This window comes from Methanomassiliicoccales archaeon LGM-RCC1 (assembly GCA_030168575.1).
Classification (GTDB): Archaea; Thermoplasmatota; Thermoplasmata; order Methanomassiliicoccales; family Methanomethylophilaceae; genus Methanoprimaticola.
This window is the reverse complement of the sequence record CP115555.1, coordinates 152,287-172,786: the sequence shown is the minus strand read 5'-3', so window position 1 is coordinate 172,786 and position 20,500 is coordinate 152,287. Positions and strand designations below refer to the sequence as shown.

16 protein-coding genes and 1 tRNA gene are annotated in these 20,500 nt (G+C 54.3%); 12 read left to right on the top strand and 5 right to left on the bottom strand.

Features of this window, described 5'->3' with window-relative positions:
- Positions 1-43: 43 nt before the first annotated feature.
- The 8 genes from PED39_00715 (at position 44) to PED39_00680 (ending at position 7,925) form a co-directional block, all read left to right on the top strand.
- The gene (locus PED39_00715) at positions 44-1,921 is read left to right on the top strand and encodes a hypothetical protein (GenBank protein WII07747.1); all 1,878 of its coding nucleotides are present in this window, start codon (positions 44-46) and stop codon (positions 1,919-1,921) included.
- Between the two features lie 165 nt (positions 1,922-2,086).
- Positions 2,087-2,515, top strand: coding sequence for a 30S ribosomal protein S12 (locus PED39_00710; GenBank protein ID WII07746.1), 429 nt, complete (start codon positions 2,087-2,089; stop codon positions 2,513-2,515).
- Positions 2,516-2,520: 5 nt separating this feature from the next.
- Complete coding sequence (locus PED39_00705) at positions 2,521-3,105, top strand: 30S ribosomal protein S7 (GenBank protein ID WII07745.1); 585 nt, start codon at positions 2,521-2,523, stop codon at positions 3,103-3,105.
- A gap of 18 nt (positions 3,106-3,123) precedes the next feature.
- Positions 3,124-5,409 carry an elongation factor EF-2 gene (locus PED39_00700; GenBank protein ID WII07744.1) on the top strand — a complete coding sequence of 762 codons (2,286 nt, stop codon included), beginning with the start codon at positions 3,124-3,126 and terminating at the stop codon, positions 5,407-5,409.
- 57 nt (positions 5,410-5,466) lie between these two features.
- The gene (tuf, locus tag PED39_00695) at positions 5,467-6,732 is read left to right on the top strand and encodes a translation elongation factor EF-1 subunit alpha (protein WII07743.1); all 1,266 of its coding nucleotides are present in this window, start codon (positions 5,467-5,469) and stop codon (positions 6,730-6,732) included.
- Positions 6,733-6,743: 11 nt separating this feature from the next.
- Entirely contained in the window at positions 6,744-7,058 is a 315-nt protein-coding gene (rpsJ, locus tag PED39_00690) for a 30S ribosomal protein S10 (protein WII07742.1), read from the top strand.
- Positions 7,059-7,177: 119 nt separating this feature from the next.
- Positions 7,178-7,250: transfer RNA gene (locus PED39_00685), tRNA-Ala, on the top strand.
- Between the two features lie 198 nt (positions 7,251-7,448).
- Positions 7,449-7,925, top strand: a complete 477-nt coding sequence (locus tag PED39_00680; protein ID WII07741.1) for a hypothetical protein — start codon at positions 7,449-7,451, stop codon at positions 7,923-7,925.
- Between the two features lie 401 nt (positions 7,926-8,326).
- Here PED39_00680 and PED39_00675 read toward each other — a convergent pair whose 3' ends face one another.
- Positions 8,327-8,716 carry a hypothetical protein gene (locus PED39_00675; protein ID WII07740.1) on the bottom strand — a complete coding sequence of 130 codons (390 nt, stop codon included), beginning with the start codon at positions 8,714-8,716 and terminating at the stop codon, positions 8,327-8,329.
- A 347-nt stretch (positions 8,717-9,063) separates the two neighbouring features.
- Positions 9,064-14,127, bottom strand: coding sequence for a hypothetical protein (locus PED39_00670; GenBank protein WII07739.1), 5,064 nt, complete (start codon positions 14,125-14,127; stop codon positions 9,064-9,066).
- 529 nt (positions 14,128-14,656) lie between these two features.
- On the opposite strand from PED39_00670, the gene PED39_00665 reads away from it, so the two are divergent.
- On the top strand, positions 14,657-15,073 hold the full coding sequence (locus tag PED39_00665; protein WII07738.1) for a hypothetical protein: 417 nt from the start codon (positions 14,657-14,659) through the stop codon (positions 15,071-15,073).
- Between the two features lie 146 nt (positions 15,074-15,219).
- On the opposite strand, the gene PED39_00660 is transcribed toward PED39_00665, so the two are convergent.
- The 3 genes from PED39_00660 to PED39_00650 form a co-directional block, all read right to left on the bottom strand.
- Positions 15,220-15,495, bottom strand: coding sequence for a hypothetical protein (locus PED39_00660; GenBank protein ID WII07737.1), 276 nt, complete (start codon positions 15,493-15,495; stop codon positions 15,220-15,222).
- A 176-nt stretch (positions 15,496-15,671) separates the two neighbouring features.
- Positions 15,672-16,871, bottom strand: coding sequence for a DNA polymerase IV (gene dinB, locus PED39_00655; protein ID WII08379.1), 1,200 nt, complete (start codon positions 16,869-16,871; stop codon positions 15,672-15,674).
- A gap of 98 nt (positions 16,872-16,969) precedes the next feature.
- Entirely contained in the window at positions 16,970-17,164 is a 195-nt protein-coding gene (locus PED39_00650) for a hypothetical protein (GenBank protein ID WII07736.1), read from the bottom strand.
- A gap of 224 nt (positions 17,165-17,388) precedes the next feature.
- Here PED39_00650 and PED39_00645 point away from each other — a divergent pair, with 224 nt between their 5' ends.
- From PED39_00645 to PED39_00635, 3 genes are all read left to right on the top strand, one after another.
- Positions 17,389-17,961, top strand: coding sequence for a hypothetical protein (locus PED39_00645; GenBank protein WII07735.1), 573 nt, complete (start codon positions 17,389-17,391; stop codon positions 17,959-17,961).
- A 57-nt stretch (positions 17,962-18,018) separates the two neighbouring features.
- Positions 18,019-18,663, top strand: a complete 645-nt coding sequence (locus tag PED39_00640; GenBank protein ID WII07734.1) for a methyltransferase cognate corrinoid protein — start codon at positions 18,019-18,021, stop codon at positions 18,661-18,663.
- 275 nt (positions 18,664-18,938) lie between these two features.
- Positions 18,939-20,393, top strand: coding sequence for a trimethylamine methyltransferase family protein (locus PED39_00635; protein WII07733.1), 1,455 nt, complete (start codon positions 18,939-18,941; stop codon positions 20,391-20,393).
- Positions 20,394-20,500: the final 107 nt, after the last annotated feature.

Genomic DNA, 20,500 nt, shown 5'->3' with positions numbered 1-20,500 from the left:
CAAATATTTTAGATAGGAGCGACATTGGGGCGTGAGTGAGATTATGGGTGACCAAAAGGACATTACCGATATGAGTTTCGAAGAGTTCTTTTCCGAGTCCAAGACCAAGGCGGAAAGAGAGGCCAACAGGAAGGCTGAAGCAGTCAAGAAGGCCAATCCTGAGGCCGTGCCTGCGACTGGACGCGGATTCATCGGATCCGGTCCGAAGATCAACTTCAACAACGGCAAGTTCTTGCTTTACGTCCCCAGATACAAAGGTCTAGAGAACGATCGCTTCAACGTTGCGGTGGAGTTCGGGGACAACGTCATCCCGATGCACCGCCTCGAGTCGGTCAAACAGGGAGGGGGAAGAGTCACACGCCCTTCGACAGTGGATCTCACTCCTGCCGAGGTCACTCCCATGGACGACTTCACCGTAACCATCGACGGCGAGAAGGCGTTCGTCAACAAGGCCCACCCCATCTCATTCTACAACAGCGTCGGATCCCCGGTCGTCAGGCCGATGGGAGAGGTCACCGCAGTGGCCAGGGCCGGTGCTGAACTGAAGCTGTTCAAGACGGAGCTCCTGGAGAGCACCGTGAAGAACGGTCTGTCCATCTTCAAGCTCAACGTTCTGGTGTCCGGTACTGCCAAGGTCGAGGGCATTTCCGAGGTGCCTCCAGAGGAGGAGGTCAAGGAGGAGCCCAAGCCGGAACCCGAGCCTGAGGTCAAGGAGGTTCCCAAGAAGAAGCCCTCCAAGAAGGCAGCCAAGGGAGAGTTCACCTTGTCGCAGCCATCGGCCGATGCCGATGTCATTTACGACGGCGAGAAGCTCCCTCTGTACGCTGAGAAACCGATCATGTCCGTATCCGTCACTGGATGCGAGCCTTCCGAATGCATCGTCCGTGCCGTGGGCAAGGACGGGGAGATACTGAACACGTCCGCAGCCGCGCAGATGTATGTGGACACTGGTAAGTACGGAGGCCCCGTGACGGTCACATTGGAGAAAGGCAGCAAGAAGCTCGCTTCGTCCAAATACTTCATCATCCCCGGGTTCAGCTGCCAGTATGCTGGAAAGGGAGACATCACAGACGATCTGCAGGTGTCCTACAACGTGTTCGGTGAGAAGGGAACCAAGGATGTATCCTCGGAGGACCCGTACACCTTCACCTACGACGGAATGACCTTCAAGGTCGTCTGGTGCGTGCCCTACGTCACATATGACATCGGTAACGGTCCACAGCCCTTCGACACCGTGGACGTGGATGTCCTGGAGCTCAAGGACAAGATGACGGTCACAGTGCGTGGAGCTAGGAAGAAGGCAGTCTTCTTCGGAGGCGTCACAGGAAAGAAGAAGGACGTGACCCCTGACTGGGAAGAGGAGAGCTACGACATCGATCTCCAGCCCATCATCGATGAGGTCATGGCGGCACCGTCGTCCACCTTCTGCTTCTACATCACGGTCAATTCCTTCCCCAACAGGAAGTTCATGACCATCAAGAACCCCGTAAGGATCAGCGCCAAATTCGAGGAGGGCAACATCGTAGCCGAGCTCGACCCCTCCGTCAAGGACTGCGTATGCCGTCTCTACAAGATCGACAAGTCGGTCCAAGAGGTGCCCATAACATTGGATAATCCTAATGTGCCAGTATCTCAGGATGTAATCGAGGCCGAGGTCATCGAGATGTACAAGGGACAGCCTCGTACGACCATAGTCGTCATGGTTCGCACACTGCCCTTCCTGATCAAGGATTCGATGGGCGACAAGTGGATGTACGTCTCCAAGGACAAGCGCATCCCACTCCCCGGAGAGCTCTACAAGGACGGACAGCCCGACACCGCCGCCATCAGGTCATGGCATGAGAGGATCGTCAGGATGAACCCCGAGCTCAAGGGCGTGACGTCCGAGATGATATTGAAGGCCTTCAAGGACTTCGAATGAAAACCACGGGGGATTCCCCCTCTTTTCTATTATATACACGCGACTTCACGCGTGCTACTTATTAAATACCACTTGTGGCTACGCAGATTGCTTTGAGTACATCCTATGGAGGATGACCAACGCACTCATGATCAATTGGAATCGCAAGGTTCTGAAGGTGAAATTATGGGAAATGGCTTGTACACAGCAAGAAAAATGAAGACGGACCGTCAGAAGTTCCGCTGGTTAGACAGGGGATACAAGAAGAGGGTCCTCAAGCTCAGGGAGAAGTCCGATCCTCTCGAGGGATCCGCCCAGGGCCGTGGAATCGTACTGGAGAAAGTCGGAATCGAGGCTAAGCAGCCCAACTCCGCTATCCGTAAGTGCGTGAAAGTCCAGCTCATCAAGAACGGACGTCAGATCACAGCTTTCGCTGTGGGAGACGGTGCTATCAACTTCATCGATGAGCACGACGAGGTTATGATCGAAGGTATCGGAGGAAGGATGGGTAGGTCCTACGGAGATATCCCCGGAGTCCGTTACAAGGTTATCAAGGTCAACAACGTGTCCCTCGACGAAATGGTCAGGGGAAGGATCGACAAGCCTGTTAGGTGATTACCATGGCAGACGAGATCATCACACAGAAGGCCCTCATGTTCGGCAAGTACGACTCCACAGAGGTCGTCGTCAACGACGGAGGACTCGCAAAATACATCGACCTTACGCCCACCAACGTGCCCCACTCCGGTGGAAAGCACGCCAACAGGTGGTTCGGAAAGTCCAAGCTCAGCATCGTCGAGAGGCTCATCAACAACATCATGAGGACCGAGAAGTACACCGGAAAGAAGATGAAGGCGTACAAGGCGGTCTCCCAGGCCTTCGACATCGTCGCAGCAAAGACCAAGAAGAACCCCATCCAGGTCCTCGTCGAGGCTCTGGAGAACGCAGCACCCCGTGAGGAAGTCACAAGGCTGCAGTTCGGTGGAATCTCCGTGCCCAAGGCAGTGGATGTCTCTCCCCAGAGGAGGCTCGACATCGCCCTGCGCAACCTGAGCACAGGAGTCGTCAACGCTTCGTCCAAGAACAAGAAGCCCATCTACGAGTGCCTTGCAGACGAGATCATGCTCGCTGCCAAGGGTGACATGACATCGTTCTCGGTCGCCAAGAAAGAGGAGATCGAGAGGGTCGCTCAGTCCGCTAGGTGATTCTCCAGGTGAGTGAACATGGGACGCAGAGAAGACAACGCAAAGAAAGCAGTAGAGCTGATGAAGGACCAGACCCTCATCAGGAACCTCGGAACTGCCGCTCATATCGACCACGGAAAGACAACCTTCTCCGACAACCTGATCGCAGGAGCCGGAATGATGTCCTCCGAGACAGCAGGAGAGCAGCGTCTGCTCGACTACGATGAGCAGGAAGCAGCAAGGGGAATCACCATCAACGCAGCATCCGCTGCAATGGTCGTTCCTTACAGGGAGCCCAAGACGGGAGAGCTGAAGCACTACCTCGTTAACCTCATCGACACACCCGGACACGTCGACTTCGGTGGAGACGTTACCAGGGCAATGAGGGCACTGGACGGAGTATACATCCTCTGTTGTGCAGTCGAGGGAATCATGCCCCAGACAGAGACTGTCATCAGGCAGGCAATGAAGGAGCGTGTCAGACCCATGCTGTTCATCAACAAGGTCGACAGGGCCATCGTCGAGCAGCAGCTGACCCCCAAGATGATGATCGACAAGTTCTCGAAGATCATCACACAGTTCAACCAGAAGATCATGGACATCCTGCCCGCACCCCTCAACAAGGAGTGGCAGGTCAGCCTTCAGGACGGAACCGTCGCACTGGGATCCGCCTACAACAACTGGGCAGTCTCAATCCCCTACCTCAGCAGGCCTGAGGTCAACAAGAGGGCCATGGACCTTTGTCCCGAACTGAAGGACCAGCTCGCATCCAAGCCCTTCAATCTCAACACGGTCTTCGACCTGTGTGCTCAGGAGGGCGGACAGGAGAAGCTCGCCAAGATCATCCCCATCGCAGATGTCGCATTGGAGATGGCAATCAACCACATCCCCAACCCGACCGAGGCACAGAAGGTCCGTATCCCCACCATCTGGAAGGGAGACCTCAACTCCGATCTCGGAAAGCAGATGCTGAACTGCGACCCCAACGGAGAGGTCGCACTGATGGTCACCAAGATCATCATGGACAAGCAGGCCGGAGAGATCGCTATCGGAAGGCTGTTCTCTGGAACCGTCAAGAAGGGAATGACCCTTTATGTATCCGGAATGCCCGCACCCCAGCGTGTCCAGACCGTCGCACTGATGGTCGGAGCAGACAGGACACCCATCGAGGAGTGTAAGGCCGGAAACATCGTCGCGGTCACCGGACTGAAGGACGCAATCGCAGGATCCACCGTGTCCACACTGAAGGACATGGAGCCCTTCGAGAAGATGACTCACTACTCCGAGCCCGTCATCACAAAGGCCATCGAGGCCAAGAGCATGGCGGACCTGCCCAAGCTGGTCGAGGTTCTGAGGGTCATCGCAAAGGCCGACCCCTCGCTGAGCATCGAGATCAACAACGAGACCGGGGAGCACCTCATGTCCGGAATGGGAGAGCTGCACCTCGAGATCACCGAGTACAGGATCGTCAACGAACAGGGTGTCGACATCGTCTCCTCGCCTCCTATCGTGGTCTACCAGGAGTCCGTCAAGGGACCCAACCCGAACGAGTTCGAGGGTAAGTCACCCAACAAGCACAACAAGTTCTACTTCATCGTGGAGCCCCTCGAGGACGGCGTCAAAGAGGCCATTCGCAAGGGAGAGATCGACACAGAGGCCAAGATCAAGGATCCCAAGGAGCTCGCAAAGGTCCTCGTCGACTGCGGAATGGACGTCGACCAGGCCAAGGGAGTTGTCGGATTCAAGAACAACAATGTTCTTATCGACTGCACCAAGGGTATCCAGTACCTCCACGAGACAATGGAGCTCGTGAAGCAGGCCTTCGAAGAGGCCATGATGAGGGGACCCCTCGCAAACGAGAAGGTCGCCGGACTCAAAGTCAAGCTCATGGATGCAAAACTCCACGAGGATACCATCCACAGAGGACCCGCTCAGATCATCCCTGCAGTCAGGGACGGTATCTACGGAGCAATGTGCCAGGCAGGAAGAATCCTGCTCGAGCCCATGCAGAAGGTCTTCATCAGCGTTCCCCCGGATTACATGGGAGGCGCAGTCAACCTGATCAACCAGCGCCGCGGTACCATCCTCGAGATGGGACAGGACGGAGCAGACTCGACCGTGACAGCAATCTGTCCTGTCGCCGACATGTTCGGATTCTCATCCGATATCCGTGGAAGCACACAGGGACGTGCGATCTGGTCAATCGAGAACGCTGGATTCGAAAAGCTCGTGCCCGAATTGCAGAAGAAAGTGGTCACAGAGATCAGGACCCGTAAGGGACTCAACCCTGAACCCTATGACGACAAGTATTACTCAGGGCTCTAAACCTTTTAATATGAAACTAGTTTACGCATAAAATAAGATTCCATTGGAGGAACAAATATGGCAGAGAAAGAACACATGAATCTGGTCATCATCGGACACGTCGACCACGGAAAATCCACCCTCACAGGAAGGATCCTGCTCGAGACCGGTGCAATCGACCCCCACTTAGTCGAGAAGTACAAGAAAGAGGCAGAGGAGAAGGGAAAGGGATCCTTCTACTTCGCATGGGTCATGGACGGACTCAAAGAGGAGAGGGAGAGGGGAGTTACCATCGATGTCGCTCACAAGAAGTTCTACACAGACAAGTACTACTTCACCGTCATCGACGCTCCCGGACACCGTGACTTCGTCAAGAACATGATTACCGGAACATCCCAGGCAGATGCAGCAGTCATCACCTGTTCCGCTATCGAGGGACCCCAGGCTCAGACAAAGGAGCATGTCTTCCTCGCAACCACCCTCGGTGTCAAGCAGATCATCGTCGCCATCAACAAGATGGACGCTGTGAAGTACGACGAGGCCAAGTACAACGAGGCCAAAGAGGCAATGACCAAGCTGATGAAGATGGTCGGTGTCAAGACAGATGAGGTCCCCTTCATCCCCGTATCCGCATACGAGGGAGACAACGTCAAGACTGCATCCCCCAACACCCCCTGGTACAAGGGACCCACACTCATCGCAGCACTCGACAACCTTAAGGTTCCCGAGAAGCACACAGAGAAGCCCCTCAGGCTGCCCGTTCAGGACGTCTACACCATCACCGGTATCGGAACCGTTCCTGTCGGACGTGTCGAGACTGGAGTTCTCAAGCCCAACATGGATGTCATCTTCAACCCCTCCAACGTGAAGGGAAAGATCAAGACCATCGAGATGCACCACGAGCAGCTGCCCCAGGCACTGCCCGGAGACAACGTTGGATTCAACGTCGGTGGAGTCGCAAAGAACGACATCAAGAGGGGAGACGTCGCAGGACCTCTCGACAGCCCTCCGTCTGTTGCTAAGTCTTTCACAGCACAGATCGTCGTCCTGAACCACCCCTCCGTCATCACAGTCGGATACACACCCGTGTTCCACTGCCACACCACCCAGACCGCATGCAGGTTCGTTGAGCTCATCAAGACCATCGACCCCAAGTCTGGACAGGCAAAGCAGGAGCACCCCGACTTCCTGAAGACCGGAGACATCGCAATCGTCAAGGTCGAGCCCACAAAGCCCATGGTCGTCGAGACCGCTAAGGACTTCCCGCCTCTCGGAAGGTTCGCCATCCGTGACATGGGACAGACCGTGGCTGCCGGAATGTGCATTGAAGTCCAAAAGGCTTGAAAGTGATTCCGATGTCACAGCGCGCAAGAATCTCTCTCAGCGGAACCGACCCCGCAAAGGTCGACAGTGTCTGCGCCCAGATCAAGGGAATCTCCCAGAGGACTGGAGTGGACATCCGCGGACCCGTCCCCCTTCCCACCAAGAAGCTGAAGGTTCCTTGCAGGAAGAGCCCCGACGGAGAGGGAAGCGAGACATGGGATCGCTGGGAAATGCGCATTCACAAGAGGCTCATCGATCTGGATGCCGACGAGCGTGCCCTCAGGCAGCTCATGAGGATCCAGGTGCCCGATGGAGTCAACATTGAGATTGTGCTCCGCAGCGCTTGAACAACAAACCCTTACGAGGGGGTTCGCCCCCTCATTACCTTCTATTTTTCCCTTTGATTTGATGTCTGGATGGGCAGACCATAAGGTTTATATCCATTATTCAAATAGGGGGGATTACTGGGCAGTTAGATCAGCTGGAAGATCGCCTGCTTTGCAAGCAGGAGGTCGTGGGTTCAAATCCCACACTGTCCACTTATTCCATCAAAAGTGACCCGCACAGGTTACATTGTCATCGATTTCAGCAATGTCCACCTTTTTTCTGTGTCTGTCCACCAGTCACAGTTGGCCCATTGTCCGCTCGTTATCGTAACTCCCCTATCCGGTGGGGTTAAGGGGGGTTTCGGAAAGGGTTTCATCAGAGGCATCGGACCAGGTCTTGCGGACCGCATCATGGCGAGGATGCGCGGAGAGGAGACCGACGGGTACTCCGAGGGGACCAAGGACTGGCTGACATCCCACGAGTTCAGGATGCTGAACCAGGAGAAGTACATCGGGCGCAGCAGATCGATAGACATCGGCTCCGAGGACACGGATAGGCTGTGGGACGCCTACTACAGGCTCGTGGACAACGGTCTGATCGAAGAGATCGAGGACCTGAGGCTGTTCTGGTCCAAGGGGGAGTCGGTGTCCAAAGCGGGACAGTCGAGCTGCCTGATGAGGACGGTGATCATGAACAGGAGGTTCCTGGACGACAGGGTCCTGAAGGAGGTCCTCGATTACTGCCTCTTGCACGAGCTTGCGAACATCCTGATCCCGTTCGGCATCGACAACGTCGAGAGGAACAGGGAGGTCAACGAGCTTGCGAACGGATTCGCCGGGGCCGAGACCGCCAAACAGTGGCTGGACCAGGTCATGATGGAGGTCTGATCCGGACAAACGGGGGGAGGGGGACATCCTCCCTTTCAAAGGATACGATGATATGTTAGCAGATGCATCAAAGAGACATAGCGCAAGCGGTCGCCACGCTGATGACGATCGCTGACGGAGGTCTGAAATGAGCGACGGAGGGAACGGACGGCACGGATATACCGCGGATGAGATGGCATCGATAGTGGCGCCGATAGCGGAACGCCACAACGTAACCGCCGTATATCTGTTCGGATCGAGGGCGACCGGCAGGAACGGGCCGGACAGCGATTATGATTTCATCCTCGATACGACCGATGACTTCTCGTTCTCAGATTACTGCGGGTTCACGGATGAGCTCTCGGAGGCGCTCGGAAGACCGGTGGACATCGTGGACCGCTCATGTCTTTCGGACGATGGGTTCAGCAGAAGGGCCAGGAGGGAGGAGGTCCATGTCTGGGGGAGATCGTCGTCCTCGTCATCCTCGACAGGCTCTTCGTCATCCGGGAAGTCGTATGCCCGTTATCGATCATTGTCTTCCTGAACGAGACCGCATCGCACACCTTGTCCTCGATGTCGGAGACGAGGAATCCGATATCCTCCTCATCGTTGCCGGGTTCCATGGTAAAGACGTAGAAGTCGACGAGAGTATTCATGAGGGCCTCGAGGATGACGGGCTCTCTGCCGTCGGTGAGCCTATCGGCGGCGTTGATGAGGATATCCTCGAGCTCATCGGGATCGGTTATCGGAAGGTCCGAGATTATCTGGTCGTGGAGATCCACTGTGATTGTATCATTGATCTGGTTTGACATTTATGGTCACTTTTCCTCGCGACGCTTCGGAGGGATCGCGGTCCTCGTGACCTTCGAACGGGAACGGACGCTTGCGCTGGAATGATGTTCCCGGACGATACCTTACTCTATGATGCCGGATGCTCAGAAATGGTACGGGTCGACGCCGATGGGCATCTCGGATATCTCCATGGATGCCTGTCTTCCCGTTGACCGCAATCGGCTGCAGGAAGGGATATGTGAGGATAGGATATAAGGTTCTGCGAGAGAGTTCGCGGATTGTCCACTACAAGAAGGGAATGGGCCCTTGCGGGCCCTGTTTGTCTTTCGGTTATTGGTTCTCTTTCAACATCGTTCCGAAGTTACCTTCAGCTCCTGTTGAGTCTCAGCGCGACGATGACTGCCATGATGGCGATCAGGATCACAAGGATGACGAGCAGGATGGTGGTGATGGTCCACTCGTTCTGCTCGACGGGTGTGGGTTCGGGTGCGATGATCTGCTCGGTTCCGTAGAGCTGGAAGACCTCGGAAACCACGGTCTCTCCGTCCTCGGGCACTCCGGACACAACGAACTTCAGGTCCTTGAGTATGGTTCCGTCCTGGGTGTACAGCTGGGCGGTTCCCTCGTATCCGGACATGAGCGTGTAGGAAACGGTGTGGGTACCGGCCTCGAGGTTGTTGACAGTGGTGTACACGTTGTTTCCGATGAGACCGCCGCTTACCAGCTGGATTCCGTCGATTGCGACGGACTTGACTCCCGCGTCGGTGATGATCGAGACCTTGTAGATGGCCTTGTCGATATCTGCATACACCGAGTCGACATTGGTCAGCTTGACCTCATCGGCGATGGCGGGCGTTCCGGACTTGACGTACATCCAAGAGTTGACAACGGCGTTCTCTACAGATGGCGTCTTGACGACATCCACGGTCTGGGTACTGCTGGTAGGCACGTACACATACATGTACTCGGTTCCGTTAACGGTGTAAATGGTCTTGTGCATGTCCTCGATGATCGCATCGTCGACAACTGCGGTGGGTGCCGCTGCGACGATGGTGAGTCCGGTGTAAGCCTCTCCGAGGAGCATGGCGGTTCCGGACAGGTTCATGGCCTTGCTTGAGACCCCGACGAGCGCGACCTTGACATCAGCTGATCCGGCGGTGATCTCCAGATCTGCATCGTCCTCGGCCACGGAGAATGTTCCCGCAACGACGAGCTTGTCGATCGTGGCGGTTCCGCCGTTCTTAACGATGAGGGCTCCGTTGACTGTGACGGTCTTTCCGGTGAAGGCCTTTCCGTCTACGGTCAGGTTCGCACCCTCTGCGACAGTGAACGTGACTGCAGAGACGTTGAATGCTGCTCCGAGATTGACAATACCGTCGGAGACGGTGACTGCCTTGGCGGTGGTTCCCTCGATGACTCCGTCGTCGGGGGTTCCGGACACGTTGAAAGCTGCGCTGTCGCCGGTGGTCAGCTGAAGTACGATGCTGTCGACATCCTTCACGGTGACGTCTCCGATCTCGCTCGAGACCTTTGCGGAGAGTCCTGCTCCGTCCTCTACGACTACCTTGACCTTTCCGGAGAGGGCGATCTCTGTCGCGGTCAGGTCGTAACCTGCCTTGACGGTGACGGTCTTCTCGGTGGTCTTCGAGTTCATGAGGATTATGTCGGAAACGGTGTTGCTTCCGTAGATGCTGAACGAGGATCCAGTCGCTTCTGCAGCGAAGAGCACGGGCAACACGGACACGGAGGTGTTGAGGTTGAACGTGGCCTCGTCGGTGGTGTACGTGAAGTAGGCTCCTGCGATCTTGTAGTAGTCATAGGTGAGGTCTCCGACTGATGCGAAGACTCCCTTGTTGACGATGGCGGATGCCTTCTCGGTGGCGGTGTCGGCTGCCTTGGCGGCGAACTTTGTCTCCGCCTGGATGACGTCCCATGCCTCGAGTGTTCCGTCGATGGTCACGGTGACGCCGTCGTTGAGCTTGAGGGTCTTGCCTGCGGGGACGATGAGGTCCACTCCGGACTTGACGGTCAGGTTCTTGTCGAGCTCGACGGTGTCGGCCTTGGTGATGGTGATCTCGTCGCCTGCCTCTGCGAGGGACATGGCGGTGTAGATGTTGGTGTATGTTGCATCGGTGCCGTCGGTGGTGAAAACGTCGGACACGATGGTGCCGGTGTTCCTGAGTCCGGTCCTGGCGACCTCGGCTGTGAGGGTTCCGTCAACGGTGGCCCCGTTGATCTTGAGCACTCCTCCGTCAGCGACTGCGAGTACTGCGTTCCTGTAGTCGGAATCTCCGACGGTTACGGTGGCAGTCCTTGCATCCACGGTGACTCCCGCGGGGATGGTGACCATGTCTGTGACCTTCAGCGTGCCGGTTGTGGTGATTTCGGTGGCACCGCTGTCGATGGCTTTCTGGAGCGATGTGTACACATACATCTGGATGAGGTTCTCGGTGACCTTGTACATGGATGCGGAGACGATAGCAACCTCCGAAGTGACGGGGTTATATGTCTTCATCATTCCGGTCACAGAAATCTTAGCCGCAGCGTCACCAATGAATGCTGCAGTTCCATTGGGCTGCAGAAGGATTCCGGAAACGGTGAGTTCCGTTCCATCGGCTCCTACATCGAATACAACATCAGATCCTGCAAGTGCGAATGTGTCGGCGACTGTGAGTCCCTTTCCGGATGCGATAGCGATCGTCGTGTCGTCTCCGGAGGTCTGCATAGCGTGCTTGTTGACGGCTCCGGAAAGATCCATGTAGTTGTAGTAGTACGTGATACCGGACAGGGTGTAGGATGTGTAGGATGTCTTGACGACCAATCCCTGGATTCCTACAACGTCTCCAGCGGTCCTTGTCTCATTGAGAGTGATGTTGTTGATTTCATTAAGTCCAGCAACGGTTGAAGATCCTTTGGGTACTAATCCCCCGTCGGTGATGCTCAACTGGCTGTTAGCACCGTTATACAGGTCTACGGATCTAATGTCAACGGTCGCGCTGCCAAGCATGTTTACGGTGAGTGCTCCAGTAAGGTATCCGTCGATGATGACGGTTCCCTTGTTGAGGAATGTTCCCTGCACTCCGCCCTCGACCTTGAAGGTTCCTCCGGCGGCGACAGTGAACTTGTCTGCTCCAAGAATAGCTTTTCCGTACTCTCCGACCTCGACCTCTCCGCCCTTCTTGACGGTGAAATCGGCGTCAGTGATGGTCATGAGTGCAGGTGCTGCAGAAGTACCGGACACAACGACGCTTCCTCCGTTTTCGACGGTGATGGTATCGGCTGATGTGACGAGGAATCCTGCTGCAGGTGTTGCGGTGGTGGATTCGACGGTGATGGTACCGTAGATCTCGGCTGTGGCGGTTGAGCTGTCGATAACGAGCTGGCCGCCGTTCTTGATCAGGACTTCCACGCCCTCGTTGACGATGAGGTCTCCCGCGATGGTCAGGACGACGTTGTCGGGGATCGTGAGGTTGCCCTCGACGATGACGATCTGCATCTGAGAGTATGGATGGGTGGGTCCCGCAAGGGTTCCGCTGATCTTGACGGTCTCCTTCGCGCCCTCGATGTTGACGTTGGCCGCCGTGATGTTGAGCTTGGTGGTCTTGATGACCGCTCCCTCGTATGCGTTAAGCTTTCCCTTGGTAGAGGAAGTGTGATCTTTGATTTCAGAAGCGTTACCAGTAGTAGTGTTGGCTGCCTGCACGGTTCCGTAGACGTTGACGACACCGGAGTCTGCAATTGCTACATCGCATCCATTATAGTCTTCTGCTCCACCGTTTCCAAGCGTGAGTGTCGCATTAACCCCGATGTTCAGAGTTGCGGTGGGTGCGTCAGCATCATTGCTTCCGACAACGACATCCGCGGTAGTAGTGAACGAACCTGCCTTCAGGAGGACGGTTCCTGAAACTACATCTCCAAGAACTGCGCTTGCTGCCTGTGTATACGTAGCCTTCGCACCAGTGAAAATGACGTTATTTCCTGCTGCATCGATCAAGTCTGCAGTGATGGCTCCGCTGTCCGCTGTAATGACGGCATCATCCGCAAGAGTCGCCTGTCCTCCGATAACGAGTCCTGCTGCGGCAACTGTGGATGTTCCAAGAGCTCCTCCGGTCAATCCAGTGATGCTTCCAGAGATGTCCGAAGATCCATTGTTGCCGAACTCAAGCTTGTCAGAGGCATTGTTTGCTGCTTTTCCGACGAAGTCAGTCAATACTGCGCTACCCTTGACTGTCGATCCTACGTAGGCGTTGACCGTAGCGTTTATCTTGGCAACGGATGTCACTGAAGGTCCTGCTGTGGTCTCTGAAGATGTAAGTTTGATCTCCTTTCCGGAGGCAACTGTCAGCGAGCCAGCATTAACGGTCAAAACCACTGTGTTTGCACCAGTGAGGCTCAAATTACCATTGATGATGATGTTTCCATTGAAAGCATAAGCGCCTCCGATGGAAACATCCATGTTGAGAGTCGTGGTCTTAGAAGCTGCCCCTATGGCCGCAGCCGGGATACCAGGAAGTGTGGTCGTACCAGGGGTGATCGTTCCGTAACTGATGGTGGTCAAATTAAGGGCTGGCGTCTCAGCGGAAGTAGCGGTCACAGCTCCAACGAATCCCTCAAGGGCCACGCTGTTGGTGGCTGCTGTTGCATCCTTAGCATACGATTCAACGGTTCCGGTGAAAACGTTGCCTGGTGCGAAATTCGCTGCTGCCACTGTATCTGTTGTGAAAGCGCGAAGCTCCACGGCCTTTCCCTCGGCAAGGGAAAGCGATGCTGCTGTTCCCAGAGTAAGTGTGGCTGGAGCATTACTTGCTGCATCGACCTTGACATCTCCGGTCACTGCGACCTTTCCATAGATAGTGGATGCACCGGTAACAATGAGGTCTCCGTCGATCGTCACATCGGATGCCGCAGGGAAGATTGTTGTGTTCCCTGCAAGTGTGAAATCTCCGTCATAGGTGACGTTCTTACCGAACACGATGGTTCCCTGTGCATTCCATCCAGTACCTGCGGCAACTGTGATCGATGCACCATTCTCCTCATCATATGCAGCTGTGATGTCATACACTACATCTGCAATGGTTGTAACTGAGAACTTGGTGGTCGCGGTGTATTTGACTTTACTGCTTGCATCCAGATCGGTCTCGGCTACATAGAATACTACTGCACCAGCTGACGCTCCGTTAACGACAGTGACAGTGATTCCTGGAGCGAGGTATACATTTCCAGCTCCAGTATCGGTAACGGTGATTCCTTCCGTTGCTATGTAAGAATTAGCAACTGTTCCTGTATTGAAATTCTCTGTTTCAGGTGTGAGTATAGCTGACTCACTCTGTACGGCATCATCTGTCTCCGCGGGTGCGACGACAGCGAATGCGGCGAACGCCATAGCCAATACAGCCAAGACTGCCAGGAATTTCATTCCTTTTGTATTCATATTTCATTTCTCCTTTTCAGCGGTGATGTTACCTCTGATCCGGGTTGCCTTCTTACGAAGGTGATGTCGAAAAATCTCCGTTTACTTGCAGGACCCTCATCCCTATAATGGGATCCCGCGGGCCTTTCACCGCCCGACCCTCTTATCCCGTCTCGGGCCCCTAATTTCCCTTGACGGAGAAAGATACGGTCGATGAGTTGATTCGGGACGGAGTATTAAGAAGGGGTCAAAGGTTCGATTTCGGGCGCTGAAACGGGCACAGATTGGGCGCTCCCGATTATGTGCATCTTGTGTCTTCACCAATAGCGTAGAATTAATCGGGAATCCATGTCCGCTTTAAATCCTCGTCCTGGAATCCTCATGTATGAGAGATCAAGACCGCTTCCTGCCGGGATTCGGGATGACACCGTCCGACTATCGGTCGCCGGATCGGGATGTTGTAGACTCGCGGAACCCGTCGGGACCGTCGCCGGATCGTGAGATGTCATCCGGGGCCGATGACGGGAGGACGCAAGAGGGGGGGGGGGCTGTGCGGTCCCTCCGTCTGGGAGAGGGCATAGACGGCCGCTCCAACGTGAAGGAGGAGCCGCACGACTTCGACGACCTTCCGCCGGAGGTCCGCGAAGCGCTGCTCAAGCGGAGTGCGACGAGGAATCCTGAGCGCTCCACCCTGTCGAAGCTTGAAGGAAAGTACATGATGGCGCTCCTGATCTACCTTGACAGGATGTCGCCCGTTCTCAAGTCCGACATCTACAACGACATCTCCCGCAGCGGGAGGATGACCGACAAGCTGAACGACCTGCTGTCGATGGGATTGATCGAGATGTATCGCACCGGGAGGACGGATTCCAAGGTCATCGTCATCACGGACAAGGGGAGGAAGGTCGCCGGCATCATATCGGAGATGATCGGGATCATCGAAGGCGATATGGCCAAGAAGGATTGAACCTCGGTATCCATTCAGTATCCGGTCGTCCGAGGGGGTCCTCGACATGATATGGCTTGAAAAGGGACGATTCACGATCCCCCGATCGGACGGAGGCTCCGCTGGGGAACGCCCTTGCCTGGCGTCTGAGGAAGAAGCTGTCCGGCTCAGAAGGGTCCGTCCATGACGAGGTCGTTGTTCTTCGGTGCGAATTCCAGATCTGATACTGCGAATGGTGTGAACTTTGCAAAGTCCGTAAGTGTCTGGCCGTTATCCTTCAGGCGTTCCTTGTTTCTCAGATAAGTGGTCATGACCACGCAGTAATGCTGCGCGAAGCAGACTGCCTCGTTGTCCTGGATGTACCTTACGTAGTTGCTTACGTTGTCGTGGACCCAGTCGTAGGCTCTGAAAAGTTCAACACATTCGCTGCATCTCCTGATCATGTACTGCCTGTGGATACCGATGCTCTGTTGATCCTGATAGTGGCGGGTGTTTTCGCATCATATATAGCGGTCCGCAGAAGGTAATCAGCCGATGTGAAATATGGAAAGACAGGGTTTTCGAGAAGTGCTAGCAAACCTTGTGCACCCTCGCAATCCTCTTCCTTCGGTTTCTCTATTCATCTGGCCCTATGCGTCCTCATATGCTCGGCAATGGTGCGAATGGTATCCCTGTCGATATCGTATCTACCCAAGGAATCCATATCATACCTTTTCCTGATGGATTCCAACCGATCAGTCAGCTCCGAGTCGTCTTTATCTGTTCCCAGAAGAGAATCCAAGGTGGTCTGGTTAGGATTCGATTTCGTCAGGTTGTACACATTGATGCCTACGCGCCTGATTGGACGGAAAGGGAGCTCGTCAAAGAGCGACATGGCGACTTCGTGCAGCTCTGTCGGATCATCACATGCCTTCATGGATCTGTTGGCCGAGAATGCGGTCCTATCGGTGTACGAGCCCATGACGAACATACCGTTCCCGAATTTACCGTACCTATTCAGATTGTTCACTATATCAACACACATCAGGAACATCACGTCTGAAAGAAGCCAGTAATCATCGATATTTCTCAGAAAAGTCAGGCTCCTGCAGATGGATTTGGAATCCTCCGGGAGATGCGGCGTCACCACCCTGGAGTCCAGACCTTCGGCCAAGTCAAGGATCCTCTGTGCCTGAGAGCCCAACAAACCAATGACTTCGGCTCTATGCTCGCGTACGTCCTTAGGTGTGATCAGACCGATCGAATGAAGTTTCTCATACGTCTTCGGACCGATCGAATTTATCTCTCCGATATCGCGTCCATCCATCAGATCCATGAACTCCTGCGGGGACAGTATCTCGAAGTATCCGTCAGGCTTCATCTCCTCGCTTCCGGCCTTCGCGGATACCATATTGTACCCTAGTCCAACGGAGCATCCCATGCCCAGTTCGTCCCTGACGCGTCTCTTGATCTCATGCGCGAACCGTCTGGCCCCGTCCAAGTCTCCTGCAGTATTGGTAACGTCCAGGTATGCTTCGTCAAGCATCACAGGCTGCATGACGTCCGTATATTCCGACCAGAGGCTGTGAAGCTCCTCTGTTGCTGCACGGTACTTCTTCATGTTACCGTTGATGAATACGGCAGTGGGGCAGATGCGCTTCGCTTCCTGAACGGAGATGCCCGAGCGCAAGCCCGCCTCCCTGGCAGGATAGTTGCATGTTCCCACGACCTGAATCTGGTCCGAGGGGGAGAGTACCACTACGGGTTTGTCCCTCAGAGAGGGATCGTCCCTCATCTCGACAGATGCGTAGTAGCAGTCCATATCAACATGGATGATCATGCGATCCAAACAATCCCCACCTACAGGTGGATGGAGTGCATGTTATGATAACTTTATGTGCATAATCACCGACTCGGTCGCATCGTATTATGCAATCCTCACCATCCCTCGGGGACTTTGGAATCCAGTATCAGATAGAACGATTCCAGATGAGAAATCGGTCTTGAGAATTCCGTCTCCAGCCCGAAGGATTCTATCTCCATTCTGGCCTTGAGCGCAGACGGGCCGTAGAACGCTACGGATAGCGGGATGATGCGCACCTTCTTCTTGCCAGAATCAATAATGTCCCTCATGGCTTCCGATACCGTCGACGGTACTGAAACCGGCAAGGTACGATATATCCCTATACATCCAATCATCGTTGTTTATAACAATATTTCTTTTATATTTGTCAATATTATGATAATAATTATTGTATTATTGATAAAAAATGATATTATTTAAATAAATGCCTTGGGAATTTGAATAATCGAGTGATATCGACGCATAATGTCATTCAACATTCGGAAGTGAAACAATGACTACGTATGGAGAAGGCTATGGAAAAGGCATGTTCATCGGGTGTGCATTCACCCTTGTGATGACCCTGGGAACTCTGCCTATGCTTCTGCCCGCTTACGAGGGGCAGACTGAAGGGCCGATAATCATGACTGTTGCATATGTCATCCTGGGGATCACCCTTGGTGCACTCGGATTCAAATTCAGGAAGGAAAAGATCGACAACATGCCGATCGTCTATGGAACGTCGGCACTGGCCGTCGGAGTGATGTTCATCCTGATAGGGATATTCGGACTGATCGCGAACTATGCGATCGCGAACCCGATAGGTCTCGTATACCAATACGTCCTGGACATCGTGATAGGCATATGCGCTGCGATCGTAGCGTATATGGTGAAGTCCAAGGAGACCCTGGGAACGATGAAGATCGTGATCATCATATTGTTCGTAGCGATGATGGCTGTCTCCTGCTGGGGAATCTACATGGGAATCTCCCAGGGCATGATGGTCGGAATGCCGATGTTCAACACCCTGATGATATCTCTCGTATTGACTGTGTTCGCGGCCAAAGGAGGGCCAGGGGCCGCTTGATCCCATTACCCTTCAAGGGAAGGAACGAATTAAGATCCAGAGGAGGAATAGCAAAAAATGACACTTGCAGAAGACGCAAAGAATGCAATCATGAAATACGACAACAAGGGCGCGGCCGAGATCGCCAAGAAGGCAGTCGCGGAGGGAGCAGACCTTGTTGACCTGATCGAGAACGGATACTCTGCCGGAATGACGGAGGTCGGTGCACTCTTCGAGGCAAAGAAGCTGTACCTACCCCACGTCATGGCAGCTGCTGCAACGATGAACGCCGCTATGGAGATACTCGAGCCCGAGATCGCGAAGCTCGGAGCAGAGGCCGGAACCGGACTTGGAACAGTCGTCATCTGTTCCATCGAGGGAGACATCCACTCCATCGGAAAGGACATCGTCGCAATCATGCTGAAGGTAGCAGGATTCAACGTCAAGAACATCGGAAGGGACGTGCCTCTCGACACGATCATTCAGGCGGTGAAGGACAACAACGCCGTTGCTGTCGGGACATCCGCTCTGATGACCTCCACGATGGTGGGGCAGAAGACCTTCGAGGATAAGATGAAGGCAGCTGGACTTAAGGACATCTGTCTCACCAACGTCGGTGGAGCACCTGTCACCCAGCAGTGGGCAGACGAGATCGGAGCAGACCTGTACACAGAGAACGCCTCGGATGCGGCTGCAAAGTTCGCCGCCGCTTTCGAGAAGTGAATCGACAAACGATTTATCTAATGGCCTCTTGCCTCGGATATCCTTTCTTCGAACGGGGCGGGAGGCCGCTTTTACCGATGGAAACCATTTCATTTTAAATCAATTATATTCATAAAATTGCCATTTTTTAATATAATAATTCTTATAAAATACATATTTACAATAATAATTTTTATAAAATTCATTATTTCAGGTTGCTTTTAAATACTGGAGAATTTGATTTTTCAATTGCAGATATCGATTGCGTAGTACCTGCAACGTCAAGGAGATAGAGTATGAAACTAGAGGTATTGACAAAACAGGAATGCGCCCAGATCCATGAGGGCGCGCTCAAGGTACTCGAGAAGACCGGCGGTAAATTCATGGACCCCAGGATCTTCGAACTGTGCAAGAAGAACGGATGCGATGTCGATGAGAAGACAGGGATAATCAAATTCCCTCGCGGACTCATAGAGGACTGCCTCAAGAAAGTCCCGAACTCCTTCGAGATCTCTGGAAGGAGCAAAAAACCTATCAAGGTCGGTGTGGACATGCAATCCAGGTTCGCCAACTTCGGAACCGCTGTCAAGATTGGAAGGATCGATGACAACGGCAACTACACCAGCAGGGCCTCCAACATAGACGACGTCTATATGATGTCCAAGCTCACAGATGCTATCGAATGCTATGACATGTCCGTCACGCCCTGTTCTGCCAACGAGCTGATATCCGCAGGGGTCTCCAAAGACGCCCATGAGCAGCTTCAGGCAATCCAGGGATTCACCGGTCATTTCATGGCCGATTGGGTCGCTAAGAACATAAAGTACGGATTCGAATTCACGAAGATACTCCGCGGAAGCGAGGAGGAGGCGTACAAGAAACCATTGTACACGATCGGTTGCCCTTCGGCATCGCCCCTCACCTTCGATGACAGGTTCTCGGGGAACATCATCGAATCCACGAAGTACAACATGCCGACCATGGCCATGGGAATGGCCCTGAACGGAGCTACCTGCCCTATCTCCCTAGGAGGCGGACTGGTGGTCCCTATCGCGGAATCTTTGGCGACGGTTGCGATAAGTCAGATGCTCAACCCGGGCAATGCCGTCTGGTTCGGAAGCTCCGGAACGATGATGGACCTCAAGAACGGAGGCCCTTCCTGCGGTGCACCTGAGCGTGCGCTGATCAGCGCCGCATATGCCAACATGGCGGCATACTACAACATGCCCTCATTCATCGCCGGTCCGGAGACGGACTCGAAGAGGATTGACTATCAGGCCGGACACGAGAAGACCATCACAGGATACACTGCCACCCTTGCCAAGGCATCGATGCACTTCGGGCCCGGTATGCTCGAAGGAGGCCTTTCCACATCCCCTGAGATGCTGATGCTGGACAGCGACAACATCGAGATGATGAAGTATGCCGACAACGGTATCCTCGTCAACGATGAGGAACTGGCGCTGGAGGATATCTATAATGTCGGACCTGGAGGGGACTTCCTGTCGCTCCCCATGACCCTGGCCAGGATGGACACCCAATCGAATCCTGCCATATTCAACAGGCAGGACGAGGGAACCTGGATGGAGTCCTTCGGAGGCAAGGACAGCCTCAGGATAGCCCATGACAAGGTCCAGGATCTCATCGACAACTACACTCCGGAGCCGATCGACAGGGACCTGCTTGATGAGCTCAAGAAGGTCGTTGACAAAGCCGATGAAGCCGCCAGGAACAGCACCAGCGTGTACTGAGCTCCATGTCCGCCCCGGAGATCGGCATTGAACGATCTTCGGGGTCAGCGGAGCCGGAGGATGCTGAACATCAATGGTTTGCCGGTTCTTCCTTCTTCCGGCAAACC

Excerpts from the sequence above, each read along its gene's own strand:
- PED39_00700 (WII07744.1), top strand. The coding sequence starts at position 3,124 with ATGGGACGCAGAGAAGACAACGCAAAGAAAGCAGTAGAGCTGATGAAG.
- PED39_00715 (WII07747.1), top strand. The coding sequence starts at position 44 with ATGGGTGACCAAAAGGACATTACCGATATGAGTTTCGAAGAGTTCTTT.
- PED39_00660 (WII07737.1), bottom strand. The coding sequence starts at position 15,495 with ATGATCAGGAGATGCAGCGAATGTGTTGAACTTTTCAGAGCCTACGAC.
- PED39_00650 (WII07736.1), bottom strand. The coding sequence starts at position 17,164 with ATGAGGGACATTATTGATTCTGGCAAGAAGAAGGTGCGCATCATCCCG.
- PED39_00670 (WII07739.1), bottom strand. The coding sequence starts at position 14,127 with ATGAATACAAAAGGAATGAAATTCCTGGCAGTCTTGGCTGTATTGGCT.
- rpsJ (WII07742.1), top strand. The coding sequence starts at position 6,744 with ATGTCACAGCGCGCAAGAATCTCTCTCAGCGGAACCGACCCCGCAAAG.
- PED39_00710 (WII07746.1), top strand. The coding sequence starts at position 2,087 with ATGGGAAATGGCTTGTACACAGCAAGAAAAATGAAGACGGACCGTCAG.
- PED39_00640 (WII07734.1), top strand. The coding sequence starts at position 18,019 with ATGACACTTGCAGAAGACGCAAAGAATGCAATCATGAAATACGACAAC.
- dinB (WII08379.1), bottom strand. The coding sequence starts at position 16,871 with ATGATCATCCATGTTGATATGGACTGCTACTACGCATCTGTCGAGATG.
- PED39_00705 (WII07745.1), top strand. The coding sequence starts at position 2,521 with ATGGCAGACGAGATCATCACACAGAAGGCCCTCATGTTCGGCAAGTAC.
- PED39_00645 (WII07735.1), top strand. The coding sequence starts at position 17,389 with ATGACTACGTATGGAGAAGGCTATGGAAAAGGCATGTTCATCGGGTGT.
- PED39_00675 (WII07740.1), bottom strand. The coding sequence starts at position 8,716 with ATGTCAAACCAGATCAATGATACAATCACAGTGGATCTCCACGACCAG.
- PED39_00635 (WII07733.1), top strand. The coding sequence starts at position 18,939 with ATGAAACTAGAGGTATTGACAAAACAGGAATGCGCCCAGATCCATGAG.
- PED39_00680 (WII07741.1), top strand. The coding sequence starts at position 7,449 with ATGGCGAGGATGCGCGGAGAGGAGACCGACGGGTACTCCGAGGGGACC.
- tuf (WII07743.1), top strand. The coding sequence starts at position 5,467 with ATGGCAGAGAAAGAACACATGAATCTGGTCATCATCGGACACGTCGAC.